Genomic DNA, 22316 nt, shown 5'->3' on the forward strand with positions numbered 1-22316 from the left:
GTCTGCTCGCCGGGGGAAGTCGCACGCTAGCCTGATTACGTGCCAGACCCCGCGACCTATCGCCCGGCGCCCGGCTCCATTCCCGTCGAGCCCGGTGTCTACCGGTTTGTCGACCCGCACGGCCGGGTCATCTACGTGGGCAAGGCGAAAAGCCTGCGGTCGCGGCTGACGTCCTACTTCGCCGACGTCGCCGGTCTGCACCCGCGCACCCGCCAGATGGTGACCACCGCCGCGAAGGTGGCGTGGACGGTGGTCAACACCGAGGTCGAGGCGCTGCAACTTGAGTACAATTGGATCAAGGAGTTCGACCCGCGGTTCAATGTCCGCTACCGCGACGACAAGACCTATCCGGTGTTGGCCGTCACCCTCAACGAGGAATACCCGCGGCTGATGGTCTATCGCGGACCGCGCCGCAAGGGTGTCCGTTACTTCGGGCCCTATTCGCACGCCTGGGCGATCCGCGAAACCCTGGACCTGTTGCTGCGGGTGTTTCCGGCGCGCACCTGCTCGGCCGGGGTTTTCAAGCGACACCAACAGATCGGACGGCCCTGCTTGCTGGGCTACATCGGCAAGTGCGCAGCCCCGTGTGTCGGGCGGGTCAGCGCCGATGAGCACCGGCGGATCGTGGACGACTTCTGCGACTTCCTGGCAGGCAAGACCGACCGACTGGTCCGCAGCCTCGAGCAGCAGATGCTGGCGGCCTCCGACGAGCTCGACTTCGAGCGGGCCGCGCGGTTGCGGGACGATGTCGCCGCGCTCAAACGGGCGCTGGAGAAGCAGGCTGTGGTGCTCGGCGACGGCACCGACGCCGACGTGGTGGCGTTCGCCGACGACGATCTGGAGGCGGCGGTCCAGGTCTTCCACGTGCGCGGCGGGCGGGTTCGCGGCCAGCGCGGCTGGATCGTCGAAAAGCCCGGCGACCCCGGAGATTCCGAGAACTCGCTGGAACGTCTCGTCGAGCAGTTCGTCACCCAGTTCTACGGCGACCAGGCGGCCCTGGAGGGCTCGGCCGACGAGCCGATCAACCCGGTGCCCCGCGAGGTGCTGGTGCCCTGTCTGCCGGCCAACGGTGACGAGTTGACCAGCTGGCTGTCGGAGCTGCGGGGTTCGCGGGTGTCGCTGCGGGTGCCGTTACGCGGCGACAAGCGCGCACTGGCCGAGACCGTGGAGCGGAACGCGAAAGACGCACTGCAGCAACACAAGTTGAAGAGAGCCGGAGACTTCACCGCCAGATCCGCCGCACTGCAGAACATTCAGGAGGCATTGGGACTCGCCGACGCTCCGCTGCGGATCGAATGCGTCGACATCAGCCATGTGCAGGGCACCGACGTGGTCGGCTCGCTGGTGGTCTTCGAGGACGGCCTGCCCCGCAAGTCGGACTACCGCCACTTCGCTATCCGGGAGGCGGCCGGCGAAGGCCGCTCCGACGACGTGGCGTCGATCGCCGAGGTGACCCGCCGCCGGTTCCGCCGCCACCTGGATGCCGAAGTTATTGCCCCGGAAGGCAAGTCACGTAAATTCGCCTACCCGCCGAACCTGTATGTGGTGGACGGGGGCGCTGCACAGGTCAATGCCGCGGCCGCGGTCCTCGCCGAGCTCGGCATCACCGACGTCGCCACGATCGGCCTGGCCAAGCGGTTGGAGGAGGTGTGGGTGCCCTCCGAGCCCGACCCGGTCATCTTGGCGAGGCAGAGCGAGGGCCTGTATCTGTTGCAGCGGATTCGCGACGAAGCGCACCGGTTCGCCATCGCCTACCACCGCAGCAAACGCTCCAAGCGGATGACGGCGTCGGTGCTGGACGCGGTGCCCGGCCTCGGGGAGCATCGGCGCAAGGTGCTGATCTCACATTTCGGCTCGGTGGCACGGCTGAAACGGGCTACCGTCGAGGAGCTCACCTCGATCCCGGGAATCGGCGCGGCGACCGCGGCGGCCGTACTCGAGGCACTGGGGGCCGACGGTGCAACGGGCGCCGATGAACAGCAACGGATGTCGGGATGAACAGGGATTTACCGAAGGGCGTGCGGGAGCGCGACGTCGGCGGCCCCGGAGACGGTGCCGGCATCGACGTGGTGCTGGTCACCGGGCTGTCCGGAGCGGGGCGCGGGACCGCGGCCAAGGTGCTCGAGGACCTGGGCTGGTACGTCGCCGACAACCTGCCGCCGGAGCTGATCGCCCGGATGGTGGACCTGGGATTGGCGGCGGGCTCCCGGATCACCCAGCTGGCGGTGGTAATGGACGTGCGTTCGGCCGGGTTCACCGGCGACCTCGACTCGGTGCGCACCGAGCTGGCGACTCGCGGCATCAACCCGCGGGTGCTGTTCATGGAGGCCGGCGACGACGTGTTGATCCGCCGTTACGAGCACAACCGCCGCAGTCATCCGCTCCAGGGCCAGCAGACGCTCACCGAGGGCATCACCGCCGAGCGGGTCATGCTGGCGCCGGTGCGCGCGGTCGCCGACCTGGTGATCGACACCTCGGTGCTCAGCGTGCGCGAGTTGCGGGAGAGCATCGAGGAGATGTTCGGCGGGGACGCCGTCAGTGCTCCGACATCGGTTACGGTCGAGTCCTTCGGCTACAAGTACGGTCTGCCGATGGACGCCGACATGGTGATGGACGTGCGGTTTCTACCTAACCCGCACTGGGTCGACGAACTGCGCCCGCACACCGGACAGCACCCGGCGGTGCGTGACTACGTGCTGAGCCAGCCGGGTGCGGACGAGTTCCTCGAGGCCTACCATCGGCTGCTGTCACTGGTGGTGGGCGGCTACCGACGAGAGGGAAAGCGATACATGACCGTGGCCATCGGGTGCACCGGCGGCAAGCATCGCAGTGTGGCCATCGCCGAGGCGCTGGCGCTGCTGCTGGACACCCGGAATGCCGAAGCCGACAAGGACGAATTATCGGTGCGCGTGCTGCACCGGGATCTGGGTCGCGAATGAGCCGCGCCGGCGACGATGCAGTGGGGGCACGCCCCCTCGCCGCGGGGCGGCTGGGGGTACCCCCACCCGCTTGCGGGGGACGGAGCTTGCGGAGCGATGAGGTGGGGGCACCTCCCGCTTGCGGGGGAGAGCGGCGCCGATGAGCATTGAGCCCGCCAGCGCCAACCCGGGCATCGTTGCGCTCGGCGGCGGGCACGGCCTCTACGCAACGCTGTCGGCCGCCCGTCGGCTGAGCCCGCACGTCACCGCGGTGGTCACCGTGGCCGACGACGGCGGCTCGTCGGGGCGGTTACGCGGCGAACTGGATGTGGTGCCGCCGGGAGATCTCCGAATGGCACTGGCGGCGCTGGCATCCGACAGCCCCGCCGGGCGGTTGTGGGCGACCATCCTGCAGCACCGGTTCGGTGGCACCGGTGCGCTGGCGGGCCACCCGATCGGCAATCTGCTGTTGGCCGGCCTCAATGAGGTGCTGGCCGACCCGGTGGCGGCTCTCGATGAGCTCGGGCGGATGCTCGGCGTCAAGGGACGGGTGCTGCCGATGTGCCCGATCGCGCTGCAGATCGAAGCCGATGTGTCCGGCCTCGACGCCGACCCGCGGCTGTCCCGGCTGATCCGCGGCCAGGTGGCGATCGCGACCACCCCGGGCAAGGTACGCCGGGTGCGGCTGCTGCCGGGCAACCCGCCGGCGACCCGGCAAGCCGTCGACGCCATCATGTCGGCGGACCTGGTTGTGCTGGGCCCGGGATCGTGGTTCACCAGCGTGATCCCGCACCTACTGGTCCCCGGGCTGGCGTCGGCGCTTCAGGGCACCAAAGCCCGCCGTGCGCTGGTGCTCAACCTGGTCGCCGAACCGGGGGAGACCGCCGGATTCTCGGTGGAGCGGCACCTGCACGTCTTGGCCCAACACGCCCCGGGTTTCACCGTCGACCACATCATCATCGACGCCGGCCGGGTGCCCAGCGAACGCGAGCGTGAACAATTGCGTCGCGCTGCGACCTTGTTCGAAGCCGAGGTTCAGTTCGTCGACGTGGCCAGACCTGGTACACCTTTACATGACCCAGGAAAGCTGGCGGCAGCGCTGGACGGGGTTCGAGAGGCCGGCGCGTCGTCGCGGAGGATCCCGACACCGGCCACAGCGCCCGTCGAGGGCGGGGGCCGGCGATCCGGCGTGAGTGGACCGAGCGGGCTCGGGCCGGGAGGTGACAAGTCGTGGCGATGACGGCGGAGGTCAAGGACGAGCTGAGCCGTCTCGTGGTTAGTTCGGTCACAGCGCGTCGCGCCGAGGTCGCGGCGTTGCTGCGCTTCGCCGGTGGGCTGCACATCGTGGCCGGCCGGGTCGTGGTCGAAGCCGAGGTGGATCTCGGCGTGATCGCGCGCCGGTTGCGCAAGGACATCTTCGACCTGTACGGCTACAGTGCGATCGTGCATGTCCTGACGGCCAGTGGGATGCGCAAGAACACCCGCTACGTGCTGCGGGTCACCAAGGACGGGGAGGCGCTGGCCCGTCAGACCGGATTGTTGGACCTGCGTGGCCGCCCGGTGCGCGGTCTTCCCGCCCAGGTCGTCGGCGGCACCGTCGCCGACGCCGAAGCAGCTTGGCGGGGAGCGTTTTTGGCGCACGGATCATTGACCGAGCCGGGCCGATCCTCGGCGCTGGAGGTCGGTTGCCCCGGACCGGAGGCGGCGCTGGCGCTGGTCGGCGCGGCACGGCGGCTCGGGGTCAGCGCGAAGGCCCGCGAGGTGCGCGGTGCCGACCGGGTGGTGGTGCGCGACGGCGAGGCTATCGGCGCATTGCTCACCAGGATGGGCGCCCAGGACACCCGGCTGATCTGGGAGGAACGCCGGATTCGCCGTGAGGTGCGTGCGACGGCCAACCGGCTGGCCAACTTCGACGACGCCAACCTGCGTCGTTCGGCGCGCGCAGCGGTGGCCGCCGCGGCCCGGGTGGAACGCGCTCTGGACATTCTGGGTGACACGGTTCCCGAGCACCTGGCCTCGGCCGGCAGGCTGCGCGTCGAGCACCGGCAGGCCTCGCTGGAGGAATTGGGCCGGCTCGCCGACCCGCCGATGACCAAAGATGCGGTGGCCGGCCGGATTCGGCGGTTGTTGTCGATGGCCGACCGCAAGGCCAAGCAGGACGGTATCCCCGACACCGAGTCCGCGGTCACCCCGGAGTTGCTCGAAGACGCCTAGCCGACGTCGTCCTCGGACGGTTCGGCGGTCGCTGTCGGTGGAAGTGACTAAGAGATGGCCACATTTGCGCCCAGGTGCCGCGCGGCTGCTGGCACAGATAAATCGTACGATCGGTTTCCCAGGTGTGTTTGCCATCGTCGGCGACGACAGGCGCCAATGGTGTGACCTGGGACCAGAAGTCGAGTAGGTAACGGCGCGGGAAGTCGCCAACGCAGAGCACGGTGTCCACGCGGCCGGTCGGCGGGCCCCACAGGGCGTAGTTGTTATGCGCGCTGTAAACCGGATGTCGAAGATCGGCGGCTGGTCCGAGGATGGTCAATGCGCCGGCTTCGGTGTAGTAACCGGCGAAGACCGGGACGTCTGCGGGCAGCGATGAGGCAGCGGCAACCACCTGCTTGGTGAACTGTGGCCCGCCGCTAGAAAAATATTACGAAGTCAGATCCCACACTTAATAGCCCGGAAGATTGTGGCTGTATCCGGACATGGGAGCCCCAACTGGTCACGCCAGCCCAAAACCGCGTCGCGGCATGACGGGTATCGCTATAACTGAACATGCACAAGCCAGGGGAGTGAGGCCAAGATGGGGTTCATCAAACCGTCGGTTCCCGACGTGGACCCAGCGGGCTGGCGCACCGCCCCGTGGGCTACCCGGGCGCAGATCTGCAGCCGGCACTGGGCCGAGCACGGGTTCGGCACCCCGTCGGCGGTCTACCTGCTGTATCTGTTCAAGATCGCGGCCTACGCCGGCGGCGCCGCGGCGGTCGTCGCGCTGACTCCGGGCCTGGGCGGGCTGAGCGACGTGGCGCAGTGGTGGACGCAGCCGATCGTCTACCAGAAGGTCGTCGTCTTCACCTTGCTGTTCGAGATCCTGGGACTGGGCTGCGGCTCCGGCCCGCTGACCGGACGATTCTGGCCGCCGATCGGCGGATTCCTATACTGGCTGCGGCCTAACACGATTCGACTGCCGCCCTGGCCGGGCCGGGTCCCGCTCACCGGCGGCGATACCCGGACCCTCCTCGACGTCGCGCTGTACGCCGCGGTGTTGGTCTCCGGCTGCTGGGTGTTGCTCGCGCCGGGCGTCCCGGACACCAGCACCGGCGGCCCCGGCGAGATCGGCCTGATCGATCCCATCCGGGTGGTCCCGATCATCGCCGCACTGGTGCTGCTCGGCTTGCGGGACAAGACCATCTTCCTGGCGGCCCGCGCCGAGCACTACGGGCTGACGTTGCTGGTGTTCTTCTTTCCCTACGTCGACCAGATGGCCGCGTTCAAGCTCATCCTCCTCGGATTGTGGTGGGGCGCAGCGACATCCAAGCTCAACCAGCACTTCCCGTACGTGGTGGCCGTGATGATGAGCAACAACGCCCTGTTGCGGCCGACGATGTTCACCCGGTTCAAACACCTGCTCTACCGCGATCACCTCAACGACCTGCGGCCCACCCGGATACCGCAACTGATGGCGCACGTCGGCGGCACCACCGCCGAATTCATCGTGCCGGCGCTGCTGGTGCTGGTCGCCGGTGATCAGCCCTGGCGGTGGGCCCTGATCGCTTTCATGGTGATCTTCCACCTCAACATCATCTCCAACCTCCCGATGGGAGTTCCGTTGGAATGGAACGTGTTCTTTATCTTCTCGCTGTTCTATCTCTTCGGCCAGCACACCGAAATTCGGGTGTACGACCTGAGTTCACCACTGCTGGGGGTCATTCTGGTCGCCGGCCTGGTGGTCATGCCGATCGCGGGAAACATGTTTCCCCAACAGATCTCGTTCCTGCCCGGGATGCGCTACTACGCCGGAAACTGGGCCTCGAGCCTGTGGTGTTTCCGCGACGGCGCCGAAGACACCCTCGAGGCGCGCACGGTCAAGAGTTCGGCGCTGGTCATCAATCAGCTCGCCAAGCTCTACGACCGCCCCACCGCCGAACTGGTGGCCGACAAGGTTCCAGGGGCCTTTCGGGCCATGCATCTGCACGGCCGGGCACTCAACGGCCTGCTGCCGCGGGCCCTGGGGGCAGTGGCGAGCCAAGCCGACTACAGCATCCGGGACGGCGAGATCATCGCCGGCCCGCTGATCGGGTGGAACTTCGGCGAAGGCCACCTGCACAACGAGCAGTTGCTGGCCGCGGTGCAGCGCCGCTGCCACTTCGCCGAAGGCGACCTGAGGGTGATCATGCTGGAAGGGCAACCCATTCACCGCAAAGAACAGGCCTACCGCATCGTCGACGCCAAGACCGGGCTGATCGAAGCGGGCTACGTAGCGGTGGCCGACATGCTCAGCCGGCAACCCTGGCCCGAGCCCGGCGACGAGTTCCCGGTCCGCATCACCGGGCAGTAAGCTCACCGCCGTCGTCGCCGTACCCGATGACCTGTAGGTGCGGTCACGCACTAGGCTGGCGGCGAATACACCAGCAAACTAGGCGACACGAGGAGAGACCAGTGACGGTCCGGGTAGGCGTGAACGGCTTCGGCCGCATCGGGCGCAACTTCTTCAGGGCATTGGACGCGCAGAAAGCCCAGGGCGCCAATACCGACATCGAGATCGTCGCGGTCAACGACCTGACCGACAATGCCAGCCTGGCCCACCTGCTGAAATTCGACTCCATTCTGGGCCGGTTGCCCCACGACGTCAGCCTCGAGGGCGACGACACCATCGTCGTCGGCGACACCAAGATCAAGGCCCTGGAGGTCAAGGAGGGCCCGGCGGCGCTGCCCTGGGGTGACCTGGGTGTCGACGTCGTCGTCGAGTCCACCGGCATCTTCACCAAACGCGACAAGGCGCAGGGCCACCTGGACGCCGGCGCCAAGAAGGTGATCATCTCCGCCCCGGCCAGCGACGAGGACATCACCATCGTGCTCGGCGTCAACGACGACAAGTACGACGGCAGCCAGAACATCATCTCCAACGCGTCGTGCACCACGAACTGCCTGGGCCCGCTGGCCAAGGTCCTCAACGACGAGTTCGGCATCGTCAAGGGCCTGATGACCACCATCCACGCCTACACCCAGGACCAGAACCTGCAGGACGGCCCGCACAGCGATCTGCGTCGCGCTCGCGCGGCCGCGGTCAACATCGTGCCCACCTCCACCGGCGCCGCCAAGGCGATCGGCCTGGTGCTGCCCGAGCTGAAGGGCAAGCTGGACGGGTACGCGCTGCGGGTGCCGATCCCCACCGGCTCGGTCACCGACCTCACCGCCGAGCTGGGCAAGTCCGCCTCGATCGAGGACATCAACGCCGCGATGAAGGCCGCCGCGGAGGGCCCGATGAAGGGCATCCTGAAGTACTATGACGCGCCGATCGTCTCCAGTGACATCGTCACCGACCCGCACTCGTCGCTGTACGACGCCGGGTTGACCAAGGTGATCGACAACCAGGCCAAGGTGGTGTCCTGGTACGACAACGAGTGGGGCTACTCCAACCGGCTGGTGGACCTGATCGCGCTCGTCGGCAAGTCGCTGTAAGAGCGATCGTGGCTGTGTCTTCGGTCAAGGCAGTTTCTGAACTGATCGCCGAGGGGGTTTCGGGGCGGGGCGTGCTGGTGCGCTCCGACCTGAACGTCCCGCTCGATGAGGGCAAGATCACCGACCCGGGCCGGATCATCGCATCGGTGCCCACGCTGCGCGCCCTCGTCGACGCCGGAGCCAAGGTCGTGGTGACCGCGCACCTGGGCCGGCCCAAGAACGGGCCGGATCCCAACCTGTCGCTGGCCCCGGTGGCCGCCGCGCTGGGCGAGCAGTTGGGCCGGCACGTTCAACTGGCCGGTGACGTGATCGGCACCGACGCGCTGGCCCGCGCCGAAGGCCTCACCGACGGTGACGTGCTGCTGCTGGAGAACATCCGGTTCGACTCACGCGAGACCAGCAAGGACGACGGCGAACGCCTGGCGCTGGCGCGGGCGCTCGCCGAACTGGTCGCCGCGCCGGACGGCTCGCCGGGAGCGTTCGTCTCCGACGGCTTCGGTGTGGTGCACCGCAAGCAGGCCTCGGTCTACGACGTCGCCACCCTGCTGCCGTCGTATGCCGGGACGCTGGTCGCCGCGGAGATCCAGGTGTTGCAGCAACTGACCGAGTCGAGCGAGCGCCCCTACGCCGTGGTGCTGGGCGGCTCGAAGGTCTCCGACAAGCTCGGTGTCATCAAGTCGCTGGCGACCAAGGCCGATTCCATCGTGATCGGCGGCGGGATGTGTTTCACCTTCCTGGCCGCCCAAGGCCTCCAGGTCGGGACCTCGCTGCTGGAGGCCGACATGGTCGACACCTGCCGGCAACTGCTCGACGACTACGCCGATGTGCTGCGACTGCCCGTTGACATCGTGGTCGCCGACAAGTTCGACGCTGACGCCACCCCGGAAACCGTTGCCGCCGATGCGATTCCGGAGGGCAAGATGGGTCTGGACGTCGGCCCCGGCTCGGTGCAGCGCTTCGCCGCCCTGCTGGCCAACGCCAAGACCATCTTCTGGAACGGGCCGATGGGCGTGTTCGAGTTCCCGGCGTTCGCCGCAGGCACCAAGGGCGTGGCCGAGGCGATCGCGACGGCCACCGGCAAGGGCGCGTTCAGCGTGGTCGGCGGCGGGGACTCCGCCGCGGCGGTGCGCACGCTCGGCCTGAACGAGGACGGTTTTTCGCACATCTCCACCGGAGGTGGGGCGTCGCTGGAATACCTTGAGGGAAAACCACTGCCAGGCCTGCAGGTCCTGGAAACCGGAGGGGCGCAATGAGCCGCAAACCGCTGATCGCCGGCAACTGGAAGATGAACCTCAACCACTTCGAGGCGATCGCACTGGTGCAGAAGGTGGCGTTCTCGCTGCCGGACAAGTACTACGACAAGGTCGACGTCACGGTGCTGCCGCCGTTCACCGACCTGCGTAGCGTGCAGACCCTGGTCGACGGGGACAAGCTTCGGCTGACCTTCGGCGCCCAAGACCTCTCACAGCACGACTCCGGTGCCTACACCGGCGAGATCAGCGGGGCGTTCCTGGCCAAGCTGGGCTGCAGCTACGTCGTCGTCGGCCACTCCGAGCGGCGCAGCTACCACGGCGAGGACGACGCGCTGGTGGCAGCCAAGGCGGCCGCCGCGCTCAAGCACGGACTCACCCCGATCATCTGCGTCGGCGAACACCTCGAGATCCGGGAAGCCGGCAACCACGTCGAGTACTGCGTGGACCAGTTGCGGGGTTCGCTGGCCGGGCTGAGCGCCGAACAGATCGGTGCGAGCGTCATCGCCTACGAACCGGTGTGGGCGATCGGCACCGGCCGGGTCGCCGGTGCCGCCGACGCGCAGGAGGTGTGCGCGGCGATCCGTGCCGAACTGGGCAAGCTCGCCTCGCCGAAGATCGCCGAGGCGGTCCGGGTGCTCTACGGCGGCTCGGTCAACGCCAAGAACGTCGGTGAGCTGATCGGCCAGCCCGACGTCGACGGCGGCCTGGTCGGCGGGGCGTCGCTGGACGGCGAGCAGTTCGCCACCCTGGCGGCGCTGGCGGCCGGCGGGCCCCTTGTCTAGCCGCGCCGGAACGCGCCTCGGCGGCACGGTAGGGTAGCGCCATGATCTTGACGCTTAAGATCCTCTTGGTGATCACCAGTCTGCTGGTGATGCTGCTGGTGCTGCTGCACCGCGCCAAGGGCGGCGGCCTGTCCACCCTGTTCGGTGGCGGGGTGCAGTCCAGCCTGTCGGGCTCGACGGTGGTCGAGAAGAACCTGGACCGGCTGACCTACTTCGTCATCGCCATCTGGCTGGTGTCGATCATCGCAGTGGGCCTGCTGATCAAGTACGCCTGAGCGTGGCCGGCGACATCACGCCGGCCGCTCAGCGCACCGTCCGGTTGCGCAGCGCGTTGAACACGCCGCGCACCACGTTCTCCGTGGCGGCCAACGGCGACATCGCCGTCTCGCCGACCTCGACGATGTAGTCGATCCGACTGACGATGGCCTCGACCGGCTCGATGAGGGCCGCCAGCCGGCGGGACAGGTCGTCGAGGCCGGACATGGTCTGCTCCAGATGGTCCAGGCCGTCGCCGAGGCGTTCGACCGTGGCGTTGAGGCCTTCCAGCGAGCTGTTCAGCTCGTTCATCGTGTTGCCCAGGCCGCCCAGCACATCCTCGAGCTGCCCGACCGTCACGTCGGCGTTCAGCGCCGCCTGCGCCAGCGTCTTGAGCCGCTTGCGTTCCGAACCGGTACCCGAGCTTCTGTCTGCCATGGCGCCAATTATGACGTGCCGCGGCGCACGGCCGAGGGCGGCTAGCCGGATTGCCCGGGCAACTGCGAGGCCGCTGCCGCGTCCAGTAGCCAGACCGTCTCTTCCCGACCGACCGCGCCGGCCGCCGGAATCGCGACCGGTTCGGCGCCGCCGACCGCAGCCGCCACCGCCTCGGCCTTGGCCGCCCCGGACACCACCAGCCACACCTGGCGCGAGCGACACACCGCGGGCAGCGTCAGCGTGATGCGCCGCGGCGGCGGCTTGGGCGAGTCGGGCACTCCGACCACCAGACGGCTCGTCTCGCGTACCGCGGGGGTGTCGGGAAACAGCGAGTTGACGTGCCCTTCGGCACCCATCCCCAGCAGATGCACGTCGAAATCAGGGGCGGGTTGGCCCGGCTCGGCGTTGGCGGCCAACACCTCCTGGTACGCCAGCGCGGCGGCATCGAGGTCATCGCCGCAATCCCCGTCGCTGGCGGGCATGGCATGGATGTTGGCGGCGGGAATGTCGATGCGGCCCAACAGCGCCTCGCGGGCCTGCTTGTCGTTGCGTTCGGCGTCGGCCGCCGGGACGAACCGGTCGTCGCCGAAGAACAGGTGCACGCCTCCCCAGTCGATCCGGCCGGCGTGATCGCCGAGGCGCCGCAGCAGCGCGATGCCGCTGCCGCCACCGGTCAGCACGATGAGAGCGCGGCCCCGAGCGGCGAGCGCCGCCTCGATGGCGTCGGCAAGCCGGTCACCGGCCGCGGCGATGAGCTCGTCGGCGTTCGGGTAGATCGCTACGGTCACAGATACTCCACTTCTTCGAGGCCGGCCAGAGCGGCACCATACACAGCGTCGGAGTCCAGTCGGCGGAGGTCTTCGGCCAGGCACTCGGCCGTCACCCGGCGGGGCAGCGGAACCAGCGCGTCGGGTCTGGCCGTGCGGCTCAAGGTGGCGATCACGCCGTGCTGCGGCCGGCTCAGCGCCACGGTCTCGCTGTCGCGCACCAACTCGATCTTCAGCTCACCGACGGCGCGGCGCACCGGGCCGTCGATGCGGCTGGCCAACCAGCCGGCCAGGATGTCGAGGGCCGGCTCGGTGGACAGCCCGGACACCAGGGCCGAGCGGACCGGCTCGTAGGGCGGCTGATCCAGCGCGGAAGCCAACAGCGCCCGCCAGTAGGTGATGCGACTCCACGACAGGTCGGTGTCACCGGCGGTGTAGCCGTGCCGCCGGCCCTTGATCGCCGTCAGCGGGTCGGGGCTGTTGGTGGCGTCGGTGATCCGGCGTAATGCCAACGCTCCCAGCGGATCCTCGGCCGGCGCCGCCGGCGCCACCTCGGGCCACCACGCGACCACCGGAATGTCGGGCAGCAGAAACGGCACCACAACCGCATCGGCGTGCCCGGCGAGCGGGCCGGACAACCGCAGCACGACCACCTCGCCGGCGCCGGCATCGCCGAACATCCGCAGCTGGGCGTCCAGGCGGGGCGGACTGTCGTCGGGCTCACCCGCCAACACCACGATCACCCGGCTGGGATGTTCCTGGCTGGCGATGTTGGCCGCGGCGATGGAGTCTTCGAGCAGCATGTCGTTCGCGGGGCTTTCCAGGGCGATGATCAGGCTCAACACCCGGCCCGTCGTCGCCGCCCCGACCTGCTCGCGCAGCTCGTCGAGCTTCTTGTTGATCGCGTTGGTGGACGTCTCGGGCATTTCGACGATCACGGCCGCCGCCATTCCCGGCCCGAGCGCGCCAGCATCTCGAACGACGACCGCGGGCCCCAGGTACCGGCCGCGTAGGGCTCGGGCTTGCCGTGCTCCGCCCAGTTCTCCAGCACCGGATCGAGGATTTCCCAAGACAATTCGACTTCGGCGTTGACCGGGAACAGTGACGGCTCACCGAGCAGCACGTCCAGGATCAGGCGTTCGTAAGCTTCCGGCGAGTCCTCGGAGAACGCCGAGCCGTAGGAGAAGTCCATGTTGACGTCGCGGACCTCCATCAGATGGCCGGGCACCTTGGAACCGAACCGCAGCGTGATCCCCTCATCGGGCTGCACCCGGATCACCAGCGCGTTCTTGCCCAGCTCATCGGTCATGGTGGCGTCGAAGGGCAGGTGCGGCGCCTGTTTGAACACCAGTGCGATCTCGGTGACGCGGCGCCCCAGTCGTTTTCCGCTGCGCAGGTAGAAGGGCACGCCGGCCCAGCGCCGGGTATCGACCTCCAGGGTGATCGCCGCATAGGTCTCGGTCCGCGAGTCGTGGGCGAAGCCCTCCTCGTCGAGCAGACCGACGACGTGTTCGCCACCCTGCCACCCGGCGGCGTACTGGCCGCGAGAGGTGGTCTCGTCCAATGGCTGTGCCAGCCGGGTGGCGGAGAGCACCTTGATCTTCTCGGCTTGCAGTTCGGCGGGGGAGAAGCTGACCGGCTCCTCCATGGCGGTCAGGGCCAGCAACTGCAGCAGGTGATTCTGGATGACGTCGCGGGCCGCGCCGATGCCGTCGTAGTAGCCGGCCCGCCCGCCCAAGCCGATGTCCTCGGCCATGGTGATCTGCACATGGTCGACGTAGTGCGCATTCCAGATCGGGTCGAAAAGCTGGTTGGCGAACCGCAGCGCCAGAATGTTCTGGACCGTCTCCTTGCCCAGATAGTGGTCGATGCGAAACACCGACTCCTCCGGGAAGACGCGGTTGACCACGCTGTTGAGTTCGCGGGCGCTGTCCAGGTCGTGACCGAACGGCTTCTCGATCACCACCCGGCTCCAGCGGCCGTCTCGCGGACGTGCCAGCCCGGTGGCGTGCAGTTTCTCGCACACCACCGGGAACGCATCGGGCGGGATCGACAGGTAGAAGGCGTGATTGCCGCCGGTGCCGCGTTCGGCATCGAGCTTGTCCAGCGTCTCGGCCAGCTGGGCGAATGCCGCGTCATCGTCGAAAGTGCCTTGCACGAACCGGAATCCCTCGGCCAGCCGGTCCCAAACCACCTGCCGGAACGGGGTCCGGGCGTGCTGCTTGACGGCCTGGTAGACCACGTCGGCGAAATCCTCGTCGGCCCATTCCCGGCGCGCGAAACCGACCAGTGCGAAGGTGGGCGGGAGCAGGCCCCGGTTGGCCAGGTCGTAGATGGCCGGCATGAGCTTGCGGCGGGCCAGGTCGCCGGTGACACCGAAGATCACCACCCCGCACGGGCCAGCGATGCGGGGCAAGCGCTTGTCTCGCTTGTCCCGCAGGGGATTTCGCCAGCCCCCCGAGGTATGTCGCGCTGTCCCGGCGCTCACCATCAGGTCACTTGGCGGCGTCGAGCTGCGATGCAGTGGCGTCCAGCAATTCCCCCCACGACGCCTCGAACTTGTCCACGCCTTCGGATTCCAGCACCACGAACACGTCCGCGAGGTCGATGCCCGCCGCTGCGAGGTGATCGAAGACCTGTTGGGACGCCGGCGCGGTGCCGGCGATGGCGTCGCCGGTGATGTCGGCGTGGTCGGCCACCGCGTCCAGGGTCGGCTCGGGCATGGTGTTGACGGTGTGCGGGGCCACCAACTCGGTGACATAGAGGGTGTCGGGGTAGTCGGGGTTCTTGACCCCGGTCGACGCCCACAGCGGCCGCTGTACCCGGGCGCCGTGGTCGGCCAGCGCGGCGAAGCGCTCGCCGCCGAAGACCTCTTCGTAGGCGGCGTAGGCCAATCGGGCGTTGGCGACGCCGGCCTTGCCGCGCAGCGCCAGCGCTTCGGCCGAGCCGAGCTTCTCCAGGCGGGCGTCGATCTCGGTGTCGACCCGGGAGACGAAGAAGGAGGCCACCGAGTGGATCTTGGCCAGGTCATGCCCGGCGGCCTTGGCCGCCTCCAGGCCGGCCAGGTAGGCGTCCATCACCTCGCGGTGCCGCTCGACGGAGAAGATCAGCGTGACGTTGACCGAGATCCCTTCGGCCAGCACCGCGGTGATGGCCGGCAATCCGGCCTTGGTTGCCGGAATCTTGATGAACAGGTTCGGCCGGTCGACGATCTTCCACAGTTCGACGGCCTGGGCGATGGTCTTGTCGGTGTCGTGGGCCAGCCGCGGGTCGACCTCGATCGACACCCGACCGTCGACCCCGTCGGAGGCCTTCCACGCCTTGGTCAACACATCGCAGGCGTTGCGGACGTCGTCGGTGGTGACGGTGCGGATCACCGCGTCCACATCCGCGCCGCGAGCGGCCAGCTCCGCCAGTTGCTTGTCGTAGGCGTGGCCCTTCTCCAGCGCCTTCTGGAAGATGGTCGGGTTGGTCGTCACCCCGACGACGCTGCGGGTGGCGACGAGTTCGGCCAGGTTGCCCGATGTCAGCCGGTCGCGGGACAGGTCATCGAGCCACACCGATACGCCGGCGGCGCTCAGCGCGGCAAGCCGTTCGTTCTGAGTCATGTTGCGCTCCTTCTCCATCGGCCGTCATGCGGCCACAGTTTGCGTCATCTCTCCAAGGCGCGTTCGGCGGCGGCGACGACGGCCTCTGCGGTGAATCCGAACTCGCGGAACAAGGTCTGGTAGTCCGCGGATTCGCCGTAATGCTCGAGCGAGACGATCTCCCCGGTGTCGCCCACCAGCTTATGCCAGCACTGCGCGACGCCGGCCTCGACAGCGACCCGCGCCGACACCGCGGGTGGCAGCACCGCGTCGCGATACTCGGCCGGTTGGGACTCGAACCACTCCAGGCAGGTCATCGACACCACCCGTGCATTGATGTCCTTGTCCGCCAAGAGTTTCTGTGCTTCCACCGCGAGTTGCACCTCTGAACCGGTGGCGATCAGTAGCACGTCGGGTTGCTCGGCGCCGGCCCCGCCGAGCACATATCCGCCGCGTGCGACGCCGTCGGCGTCGGTGCCCTCCAGGATCGGCACCCCCTGGCGGGTCAGGATCAGCCCGACCGGGCCGCTGTCGGCGCCGCGGGCCAGCACGGTGCGCCAGGCGTAGGCGGTTTCATTGGCGTCGGCCGGGCGCACCACCGACAGCTGGGGGATGGCGCGCAGTGCCGACAGGTGCTCGATCGGCTGGTGGGTGGGCCCGTCCTCGCCGAGACCGATCGAGTCGTGGGTCCACACGTAGATCGGATCGATGTCCATCAGCGCCGCCAGTCGCACCGCGGGCCGCATGTAGTCGGAGAACTGCAGGAAGGTGCCGCCGTAGGCGCGGGTCGGGCCGTGCAGCACGATGCCCGACAGGATCGAGCCCATCGCGTGCTCGCGGATCCCGAAATGCAGGGTGCGTCCGTACGGGTCCGCGGTGAAGTCCTTGGTCGAGATCGACGCCGGGCCGAACGACTTGACGCCGTCCATGGTGGTGTTGTTGCTGCCGGCCAGATCGGCTGAGCCGCCCCATAATTCGGGAAGTTTCGGGCCCACCGCGGAGAGCACCTTGCCGGATGCGGCGCGGGTGGCCACCGCCTTGGATCCCGGCTCCCAGTAGGGCAGGTCGGCGTCCCAGCCGTCCGGCAGCTCGTCGGCGAGCAACCGGTCCAGCAGCGCCTTGCGTTCCGGCTCGCGGGCCGCCCATGCCTCGAACTGGGCCTGCCAGTCGGCGTGCGCCGCCTTGCCGCGGGCCACCAGCCCCCGGGTGTGGGTGATCACGTCCTCGCGGACGTCGAAGGATTTGTCCGGATCGAACCCGAGCAACTTCTTGGTGGCCGCGACCTCGTCGTCGCCCAGCGCTGCGCCGTGGGCGGCGCCGGTGTTCATCTTGTCCGGGGCCGGATAGCCGATGATCGTGCGCAGCGAGATGAACGACGGCCGGTCGGTGACGGCCTTCGCGTTGGCGATCGCCTCCTCGATGCCGGTGACGTTCTCGCCGCCCTCGACCTCCTGCACGTGCCAGCCGTAGGCCCGGTAGCGGGCCGTGGTGTCCTCGCACATGGCGATCGCGGTGTCGTCCTCGATGGAGATCTTGTTGTGGTCGTAGAACACGATCAGGTTGCCCAGCTGCTGCACGCCGGCCAGCGAGGACGCCTCGCTGGTGACGCCTTCCTGGATGTCGCCGTCGGAGGCGATCACGTAGACGTAGTGGTCGAACGGGCTCTCGCCCGGGGCGGCGTCGGGGTCGAACAGGCCGCGCTCGTAGCGGGCGGCCATCGCCATCCCGACCGCCGAAGCCAGGCCCTGGCCCAGCGGCCCGGTGGTGATCTCCACGCCGGTGGTGTGGCGGAACTCCGGGTGCCCGGGCGTCTTGGAGCCCCAGGTGCGCAGCGCCTCGAGGTCGGCCAGCTCCAGCCCGAAGCCGCCCAGGTAGAGCTGGATGTACAGCGTCAGGCTGGAGTGCCCGCAGGACAGCACGAACCGGTCCCGGCCCAGCCAGTGGGTGTCGGCGGGGTCGTGGCGCATCACCCGCTGGAACAGCGTGTAGGCCAGCGGTGCCAGGCTCATCGCCGTGCCGGGATGGCCGCTCCCGCACTTCTGGACCGCATCGGCGGCCAGCACCCGGGCGGTGTCGACCGCGACCGAGTCGATCTCGGCCCAGTCGGCGGGGTGGTGCGGGCGGGTCAGGGCGGAGATCTCTGCAGCAGTGGTCACGAACGTCCTCATTGTCGACAAGCCTGGTTGGTTCTCACCCTAATGCGGGTACGGGCAGTGTTGCAGGTCGGCGTCAGCGGGTGGATTACCCATGAATCGACCCTGGGATTCGGTCGACCCGACAGAGCGGTCTACCATCGTCCGTAGTAGACGCCGGCGTCGCTGCTGCCATCTGAGGAGTCATCACGTGAGTATTCGGGAGCGCGTTGCGCCGCGCCGAATACGCGCCGTGCGTAGCACCCTGCTGGCGTACCTGTCGCTGACCAAGCCGCGGATCATCGAATTGCTGCTGGTCACGACCATCCCGGCGATGCTGCTGGCGGACCGCGGCACGGTGAATCCGCTGCTGATCTTCAACACGCTCATCGGCGGGATGCTGGCCGCCGCGGGCGCCCACGCACTGAACTGCGTGGTCGATGCCGACATCGACAAGGTGATGAAGCGCACCGCCCGCCGGCCGCTGGCCCGTGACGCGGTGCCGACCCGAAACGCGCTGGTCTTCGGCCTGGTGCTCGGCGCCATCTCCTTCGTCTGGCTGTGGCGGTTCACCAACCTGATGTCGGGGCTGCTGGCAGTGGCTACCATCGCCTTCTACGTGCTGGTCTATTCGATGCTGCTCAAGCGGCACACCTCCCAGAACGTGGTGTGGGGCGGTGCGGCCGGTTGCATGCCGGTGGTGATCGGCTGGTCGGCGGTGACCGGCACCGTCGGCTGGCAGGCACTGGTGATGTTCGCCGTGATCTTCTTCTGGACGCCGCCGCACACCTGGGCGCTGGCCATGCGCTACAAGGACGACTATGCGGCGGCCGGGGTGCCGATGCTGCCGGTGGTCGCCAGCGAGCGTGTCGTCACTCACCGCATCGTGGTCTACACCTGGGCCACCGTCATCGCCACGCTGGCGCTGGTGCCGGCCGCCGGGTGGCTGTACGCCTCGGTCGCGTTTCTGGCCGGGGTCTGGTTCCTGGCCATGGCCCACCAGCTCTACGCCGGGGTGCGTCGCGGCGAGCCGGTCAAGCCGCTGCGGCTGTTCCTGCAGTCGAACAACTACCTGGCGGTGGTGTTCTGCGCCCTGGCGGTGGACTCGGCCATCGGCCTGCCCACGCTGTTCTGAGTTGTCGGCGGCCGCCGGCCGGCACGCCGATCTCCCAGCTTGCCCCCAGGTAACGCGAGGGTGGAGTGCCTTGCGCCGGCGGCGGCAACGGGTATTCAATTATCGCTAATGAAAATCATATTCAATAAGTCGGTGGGCGTCCGGCGGTGACCGCGCCGGTGCGGGTCTGGATGGCATCTCCGCCGGAGGTGCACTCGGCGCTGTTGGGTACCGGAGCGGGACTGGGCCCACTGCTGGCTTCGGCCGCGGCCTGGTCGGCGTTGGGCGCCCAGTACGCCGAAGCCGCCGAGGAACTCATGGGGTTGCTCGGGGCGGCCCAGGCCGGGGCGTGGCAGGGGTCCGGCGCGGACTCCTACGTGCTGGCCCATGCCCCCTACCTGTCCTGGCTCCGGCAGGCCGCGGCGGACAGCGCGGCGACCGCGGCCCACTACGAGACCGCCGCCGGGGCCTACCTCAGCGCGCTGTCGGCCATGCCGACGCTGCCGGAACTGGCGGCCAATCACCTCACCCACGGGGTGCTGGTGGCGACGAACTTCTTCGGGCTCAACACCATCCCGATTGCACTCAACGAGGCAGACTACGTACGGATGTGGGTGCAAGCCGCGACGACGATGTCGGTCTATCAGGCGGTCAGCGGCGCGGCGGTGGCCTCGACTCCGCACACGTCGCCGGCGCCCCCGATTCTCAAGGCCCACGCCCACGCCGACGGCGACGAGGAGGGCACCGACCCCACCGTCAACGATCCACTGGATCAGCTGATCGCCCAGCTGCTGCAGACGGCCAGCAACGGACAGCTCAACTGGGACCCCGCCCACGCCATGGTCAACGGAATCCCCTACGACCAGTACGTCGATCCCAACCAGCCGCTGTTCTGGTTGGTCCGGGCGCTTGAGCTGTTCGAGGATTTCCAGCAGCTCGGGGTGAATTTCCAACAGAATCCGGCGCTGGCCTTTCAGTATCTGGTCCAGCTCGTCGAATTCGACTGGCCGACACACCTTGCCGAGATCGCCTCCTGGGTGGGGCAGTCGCCGCAGTTGTTCGCCGCGGCGCTCGCCGTGGTGGTCGCCCCGGTCGGTGCCGTGGGTGGTTTCGCCGGGCTGGCCGGATTGGCCGGCCTGCCGCAGTCCGCGGCGCCGATCCCGGCGCTGCCGGCTGGCCCCGGCAGTCATGCGTTGCCCGCGATGGGGACCGGCCCGCCCGCACCGGGGGTGCCCGGAACCGTCACCGCCTCGGCCCCGGCCCCACCGGCGCCGGCAGCCGGCCCCGCCGGCCCCGCGCCGGCAGTGGCCGGGCCGCCGCCGGCGGCCGGCGCGACATTAGTTCCGCCCTACCTGATCGGCGGACCCGGCATCGGATCGGGCTCGGGAATGGCCACCGCCGCCCGCGCCGCCCGCAAGGCCGCCGAACCCGACAGCGCCGCGGCGGCCGCGGCGGCACGGGAGGCCGATCGCCGGAGCGCCCAAGCCCGGCGCCGACGGCGCGTCGCCAAACGCCGCCACGCCGATCAGTTCATGACCATGGGCGTCGGTGTCGACCCGGAGTGGCAGTTGCCCGACGACGACCCGGCGGCCGCCGACCGGGGCACCGGAACGCTCGGTGTCGCCGGCAATGCGGCCAACGGCCGGTCCGCCGCGGGGATGGCCCGGCTCAACGATGCGTTCGGCGGCGGGCCGCAGCAGCCGATGCTGCCCGATAGCTGGGGCGGAGCCGACACCGACCGATAAAGTTTGGGTACCCGAAAAACAAAGTTCCCATCGGGTAAACTCGATGGTTGTGCCAGGGGTATGGATGGCGTCACCGCCGGAGGTGCATTCGGCGTTGCTGAGCGCCGGGCCGGGCGCGGGGCCGCTGTTGGCGGCGGCGGGGGCCTGGTCGTCCTTGAGCGCCGAGTACACGGCCGTTGCCGAAGAGCTGACCGCCGTGCTGGCCACCGTCGAAGCCGGGGTGTGGCAGGGGACCGGCGCGGAGTCCTATCTAGGCGCCCACGGGCCGTACCTGGCCTGGCTGAGCCAAGCGGCCGCGCACAGTGCGGTGGCCGCCGCGCAGTGCCAGACCGCGGCGGCGGCCTACAGCGCTGCGTTGGCGGCGATGCCGACACTGCCGGAACTGGCCGCCAATCACGCGGCGCACGCCGTGCTGGTGGCCACCAACTTCTTCGGCATCAACACCATTCCGATCGCGGTCAACGAAGCCGACTACCTCCGGATGTGGGTGCAGGCCGCCGGCACGATGGCGACCTATGAGGCGGTGGCGGGTGCGGCGGTGGCCGCCGCGCCGCACACCGGTATGGCGCCGCAGATTCAACGAGCCGCTGCCACCTCCGAGCCCGCGTCGCAGAACCCGTTGCAGGGGCTGCTCGACGTCCTCGAGCCGATCCTGAAGAGTCTGGGCATCCAAGACGGTGTCGCCGCCCATGATCCGATGATCTCCAACGCCTTCAGCACCGCCGTCTCCCATTTCCTGCAGAACCTCGGGATCAACTGGGACCCGGCCGCCGGCACCCTCAACGGTTATGCCTACGACTACTATTCCAATGCCGCCCAACCGATCTGGTACCTCGCGCGGACCCTGGAACTGTACGGGGACTTCACGTACATGGCGCAGGACCCGACCCGGATCATCCCGGCGCTGCAATATCTCGCGGTGCTGGTCCTGTTCGACTGGCCGACCCACATCGCCCAATTGGCCACCGCGATCAGCCAGTCCCCAGCGCTGGTGGGGGTCGCCGCCGGCGCGGTGGTGGCGCCGGCCGGATCCCTGGGCGGGCTGGCCGGCCTGGCCGGGTTGGGCGCAGCGGCGCCGACGGCCGGCGTCCCCGCCCCGCCGGTGTCCCCGGTGCTCACCGTCGAGGCGACCGCGGTCGGCCCGACCATGCCGGTCGCGCCGCCGCCGTCCGCACCACCACCGCCGGCCCCGGCCGCCGCCGGCGCTGCCCCGGCTGCCATGGCGCCGCCGCCGCCGGCTCCGGCGCCGGCCGGCTCGTTTGCGTTTCCCTACCTGATCGGCGGCGGCCCGGGAATCGATTTCGGGTCGGGGCTCGGCGCCCGGGCCGGGGCCGCGACGGGCGCCAAGAAGAAGGCGCCCACCCCCGACGCCGCAGCAGCCGGGGCGGCCGCGGATTCCCGGCGGTCGGCCCGGCGCCGCCGGCGCAAGACCAGGGCGGGCCACGAAGACGCCGCGATGACGCTGACCGTCGGTGTGGAGCCGGACTGGGGGTCGGACGCGGCGTCCGATCACGGCGCCGGTGAGCTGGGCCGCGCCGGCGCGGTGCGCGAGGGCACCGCCCGTGCCGCGGGCCTGGCGCGGTTGGGCGGCGCCGAATTCGCCGACGGGCCGCGGCTGCCGTTGCTGCCGGAGAGTTGGCGGGCCGGCTGAG

18 protein-coding genes are annotated in these 22316 nt (G+C 69.0%); 12 read left to right on the forward strand and 6 right to left on the reverse strand.

Going from position 1 to position 22316, the window contains the following annotated elements:
- The first annotated feature begins 39 nt into the window (after positions 1-39).
- The 9 genes from uvrC to secG all read left to right on the forward strand — a co-directional run bounded on the left by uvrC (position 40) and on the right by secG (position 10901).
- Entirely contained in the window at positions 40-1998 is a 1959-nt protein-coding gene (gene uvrC, locus AWC24_RS17205; protein ID WP_085086946.1) for an excinuclease ABC subunit UvrC, read from the forward strand.
- Entirely contained in the window at positions 1995-2939 is a 945-nt protein-coding gene (rapZ, locus tag AWC24_RS17210) for an RNase adapter RapZ (RefSeq protein WP_085086948.1), read from the forward strand. The genes uvrC and rapZ overlap by 4 nt, the downstream gene beginning before the upstream one ends.
- Positions 2940-3078: 139 nt before the next feature.
- The gene (yvcK, locus tag AWC24_RS17215) at positions 3079-4158 is read left to right on the forward strand and encodes a uridine diphosphate-N-acetylglucosamine-binding protein YvcK (protein WP_085086950.1); all 1080 of its coding nucleotides are present in this window, start codon (positions 3079-3081) and stop codon (positions 4156-4158) included.
- Positions 4149-5132 carry a DNA-binding protein WhiA gene (gene whiA, locus AWC24_RS17220; RefSeq protein ID WP_085086952.1) on the forward strand — a complete coding sequence of 328 codons (984 nt, stop codon included), beginning with the start codon at positions 4149-4151 and terminating at the stop codon, positions 5130-5132. The genes yvcK and whiA overlap by 10 nt, the downstream gene beginning before the upstream one ends.
- Positions 5133-5712: 580 nt before the next feature.
- On the forward strand, positions 5713-7467 hold the full coding sequence (locus tag AWC24_RS17225) for a DUF3556 domain-containing protein (protein ID WP_085086954.1): 1755 nt from the start codon (positions 5713-5715) through the stop codon (positions 7465-7467).
- A gap of 101 nt (positions 7468-7568) precedes the next feature.
- The gene (gene gap, locus AWC24_RS17230) at positions 7569-8591 is read left to right on the forward strand and encodes a type I glyceraldehyde-3-phosphate dehydrogenase (protein WP_085086956.1); all 1023 of its coding nucleotides are present in this window, start codon (positions 7569-7571) and stop codon (positions 8589-8591) included.
- 14 nt (positions 8592-8605) lie between these two features.
- Complete coding sequence (locus AWC24_RS17235) at positions 8606-9844, forward strand: phosphoglycerate kinase (protein ID WP_085086958.1); 1239 nt, start codon at positions 8606-8608, stop codon at positions 9842-9844.
- Entirely contained in the window at positions 9841-10626 is a 786-nt protein-coding gene (gene tpiA / locus AWC24_RS17240) for a triose-phosphate isomerase (RefSeq protein WP_085086960.1), read from the forward strand. The genes AWC24_RS17235 and tpiA overlap by 4 nt, the downstream gene beginning before the upstream one ends.
- A gap of 41 nt (positions 10627-10667) precedes the next feature.
- Positions 10668-10901 (forward strand): preprotein translocase subunit SecG, encoded by a 234-nt coding sequence (gene secG, locus AWC24_RS17245; RefSeq protein ID WP_085086962.1) that lies wholly within the window; start codon positions 10668-10670, stop codon positions 10899-10901.
- Between the two features lie 28 nt (positions 10902-10929).
- Here secG and AWC24_RS17250 read toward each other — a convergent pair whose 3' ends face one another.
- The 6 genes from AWC24_RS17250 to tkt are packed head-to-tail and all read right to left on the reverse strand — an operon-like array spanning position 10930 to position 17829.
- Complete coding sequence (locus AWC24_RS17250) at positions 10930-11319, reverse strand: ATPase (RefSeq protein WP_085086964.1); 390 nt, start codon at positions 11317-11319, stop codon at positions 10930-10932.
- A gap of 41 nt (positions 11320-11360) precedes the next feature.
- Entirely contained in the window at positions 11361-12107 is a 747-nt protein-coding gene (pgl, locus tag AWC24_RS17255) for a 6-phosphogluconolactonase (protein WP_085086966.1), read from the reverse strand.
- A complete protein-coding gene (gene opcA / locus AWC24_RS17260) occupies positions 12104-13024 on the reverse strand; it encodes a glucose-6-phosphate dehydrogenase assembly protein OpcA (RefSeq protein ID WP_085087181.1) in 921 nt (306 codons plus the stop codon). The genes pgl and opcA overlap by 4 nt, the downstream gene beginning before the upstream one ends.
- Positions 13021-14577, reverse strand: a complete 1557-nt coding sequence (gene zwf / locus AWC24_RS17265; RefSeq protein ID WP_085086968.1) for a glucose-6-phosphate dehydrogenase — start codon at positions 14575-14577, stop codon at positions 13021-13023. The genes opcA and zwf overlap by 4 nt, the downstream gene beginning before the upstream one ends.
- Before the next feature lie 4 nt (positions 14578-14581).
- The gene (gene tal / locus AWC24_RS17270; protein WP_085087183.1) at positions 14582-15694 is read right to left on the reverse strand and encodes a transaldolase; all 1113 of its coding nucleotides are present in this window, start codon (positions 15692-15694) and stop codon (positions 14582-14584) included.
- A 44-nt stretch (positions 15695-15738) separates the two neighbouring features.
- Positions 15739-17829, reverse strand: coding sequence for a transketolase (gene tkt, locus AWC24_RS17275; RefSeq protein ID WP_085086970.1), 2091 nt, complete (start codon positions 17827-17829; stop codon positions 15739-15741).
- A 187-nt stretch (positions 17830-18016) separates the two neighbouring features.
- Between tkt and AWC24_RS17280 the strand changes: the two genes are divergently transcribed.
- The 3 genes from AWC24_RS17280 to AWC24_RS17290 all read left to right on the forward strand — a co-directional run bounded on the left by AWC24_RS17280 (position 18017) and on the right by AWC24_RS17290 (position 22315).
- Positions 18017-18940: a heme o synthase gene (locus AWC24_RS17280; RefSeq protein ID WP_085086972.1), complete on the forward strand. Its 924-nt coding sequence runs from the start codon at positions 18017-18019 to the stop codon at positions 18938-18940.
- A gap of 146 nt (positions 18941-19086) precedes the next feature.
- Positions 19087-20664: a PPE family protein gene (locus tag AWC24_RS17285; protein ID WP_085086974.1), complete on the forward strand. Its 1578-nt coding sequence runs from the start codon at positions 19087-19089 to the stop codon at positions 20662-20664.
- Positions 20665-20707: 43 nt separating this feature from the next.
- A complete protein-coding gene (locus AWC24_RS17290; RefSeq protein ID WP_085086977.1) occupies positions 20708-22315 on the forward strand; it encodes a PPE family protein in 1608 nt (535 codons plus the stop codon).
- Position 22316 lies beyond the last annotated feature (1 nt).

The organism is Mycolicibacter senuensis (genome assembly GCF_002101885.1).
Classification (GTDB): Bacteria; Actinomycetota; Actinomycetes; order Mycobacteriales; family Mycobacteriaceae; genus Mycobacterium; species Mycobacterium senuense.